We start from the raw sequence: 2172 nt of genomic DNA, 5'->3' as shown, positions 1-2172 counted from the left end.
AGTCATAGTCATTGAAGGTCTGCACCCTCTTTATGATGAGCGGGTGCGTGAGCTGGTTGACTTCGGCGTTTACCTAGACATTAGCGATGAAGTCAAAATCCAATGGAAAATCCAGCGGGACATGGCAGAACGGGGCCACCGTTATGAGGATATCCTAGCGTCGATTGAAGCTAGACGTCCAGACTTTGAAGCTTACATTGAAGTCCAGAAGCAATACGCTGATGTGGTCATTCAAATCTTTCCCACACAGCTGCTTCAGGGAGAGGCAGCTAAGGAAAGCAATCTACTGCGGGTGCGCCTACTTCAGAAGGAAGGGGTGGAAAACTTCGACCCAGTTTATCTGTTTGATGAAGGGTCAACCATCGACTGGAGACCTTGTGGTCGCAAGCTAACCTGTGCTTATCCTGGTCTGAAAATGTACTATGGGCCAGACAGCTACATGGGTAACGAAGTCTCTGTACTAGAGGTAGATGGTCAGTTCGATAACCTAGAGGAGATGATTTACATCGAAAGTCACCTCAGCAAGACCTCAACCAAGTACTATGGAGAGATGACCGAGTTATTGCTCAAGCACACCGATTATCCTGGCTCTAACAACGGTTCTGGGTTGTTCCAGGTTCTCGTTGGTCTGAAGATGCGGTCAACTTATGAAAGCTTAGTATCTGGTGAAGCCAAAGTAGCAGCCAAGGTGTAGTATGGTCTACAGGAGCTGATGGATAAATGTTTGCGTGACTCCAATTCCATCAGCTTCCTCAGACGGAACAAACCGAATCAGAGCATAAGATTGGCATGGTATCGGATAGAGTTATAAGAATTTGGATAGCCAGTGTTTTGGTGTTTTTTGTTATGGTGGAAATCTACCAGTGGGTTAGACACGTAACTCTACCACTACCGGTGTTTATCTTAGCAGGAGCCTTATTAGCGATCGCTTCTAACTATGGCAAGCATCCAGGCTGGATTTTTCGCCAGCCTTCCTTCCCATCTGATTCATCTGCTCCTAATCTAAGCCAAGACAGCCAAGACCAAGACATTGCCAATACTGCTAAATTAAACGCTACAAAGCAGTCCTTATTTCCTACCTTGCCTCTCCCACAAAAATCAATTTCTTTTATTATTAATCGTCCTTTTGAAAAAAAGAATGAATGAAGAATTCATGTCATCTTTCAGCCGTTGGGCTTTGTCTCACCCTAAGCGATCAGCTTTGTGGATCAGGCTTCTAGCCTGTGAAATAACTCAGATGAAACGAATGCTTACCTCTTTGATTCAAAAGCTGATAGCTGATAGCTGATAGCTGATAGCTGATAGCTGATAGCTGATAGCTGATAGCTTAGATCAACCGTTCATATTCCGCTTCATTTGCTCCAACTCTTCATCCATTTCCCAGCTTTTAAACTGTTGCTCTAAAGGGTCTACACCAGAAGGGATATTGTATTGGTTACTGTTGGTAGTCTGATTCCAGGCAAATGTCTGGGAGTTCTGCTTAGGCTGAGAACTTGCGCGAGCTGCTGCTGTATCTCTAGCTTTAGCCTGCACTTCAGCGCGATGGTTTTTAATCTGTTCTTGGAGTTCCTTGGCTTTCGTAATTCGCTGTTTAACCCCTTCCATCTGGCCCCAAAGCTGATTGCCTTGACGTAACAGAGCTGCTTCTCGCTCTTGAGCTGCTTTAGCCCAATCAAATCTGTTGTGGGACTTCGCCTTGTCAATACGCTCATGCCAACGTTGAATGTCTTTGGCAACGGCGAGAATTTGGTCTTGCAACCGCTTTTCCTGTTGCTGTAAGTCAATAATTAGCCGCAGTGTGTCTTTTTCTTGCTCGCGCAACTGCTCCTCTAGTGCCTGTAACTCTAGATGAGGATTGTTGCGGAGAAATTCTTCTAGACGACTTTCTAGAAATCGATTCAGGTCTTCAAATAGTCCCACTGCACCACTATCCTATATCCTATTAGATCATATATTTTTAACTCTGTTATATCAACATATCTCAGCTTATCTGAAATAGCTACAGGAATGGTATAGCAGAAGTCAGAAGTCAGAAGTCAGAAGTCAGTGCGGCTTGTTCCTACTAGGAGCCTCTAGAAAATAGAGGGGTATGAGTAGGGGACTTCGCGAGGAATAAAAACCTCAAAAGTCTAACTGTCTAACGGATGCGGGTGAAAACCCCGCCCTTCAGGA

At 44.8% G+C, this 2172-nt stretch carries 3 protein-coding genes; 2 read left to right on the top strand and 1 reads right to left on the bottom strand.

What is annotated here, in order from left to right; all coding sequences use genetic code 11:
* Both F6K20_RS35340 and F6K20_RS35335 read left to right on the top strand, forming a co-directional pair.
* Positions 1-694, top strand: a 694-nt coding sequence (locus tag F6K20_RS35340; protein ID WP_287297931.1) for a phosphoribulokinase, incomplete at its 5' end; no start/stop codon positions are given.
* A gap of 137 nt (positions 695-831) precedes the next feature.
* The gene (locus F6K20_RS35335; RefSeq protein ID WP_287297930.1) at positions 832-1146 is read left to right on the top strand and encodes a hypothetical protein; all 315 of its coding nucleotides are present in this window, start codon (positions 832-834) and stop codon (positions 1144-1146) included.
* Between the two features lie 186 nt (positions 1147-1332).
* On the opposite strand, the gene F6K20_RS35330 is transcribed toward F6K20_RS35335, so the two are convergent.
* On the bottom strand, positions 1333-1920 hold the full coding sequence (locus F6K20_RS35330; RefSeq protein ID WP_008179675.1) for a TIGR04376 family protein: 588 nt from the start codon (positions 1918-1920) through the stop codon (positions 1333-1335).
* Between the last annotated feature and the right edge of the window lie 252 nt (positions 1921-2172).

Source organism: Moorena sp. SIO2C4 (assembly GCF_010672485.1).
Taxonomy (GTDB): Bacteria; Cyanobacteriota; Cyanobacteriia; order Cyanobacteriales; family Coleofasciculaceae; genus Moorena; species Moorena producens.
Note: the sequence above shows the minus strand (reverse complement) of the source record. Positions and strands in the feature narration are given on the sequence as shown.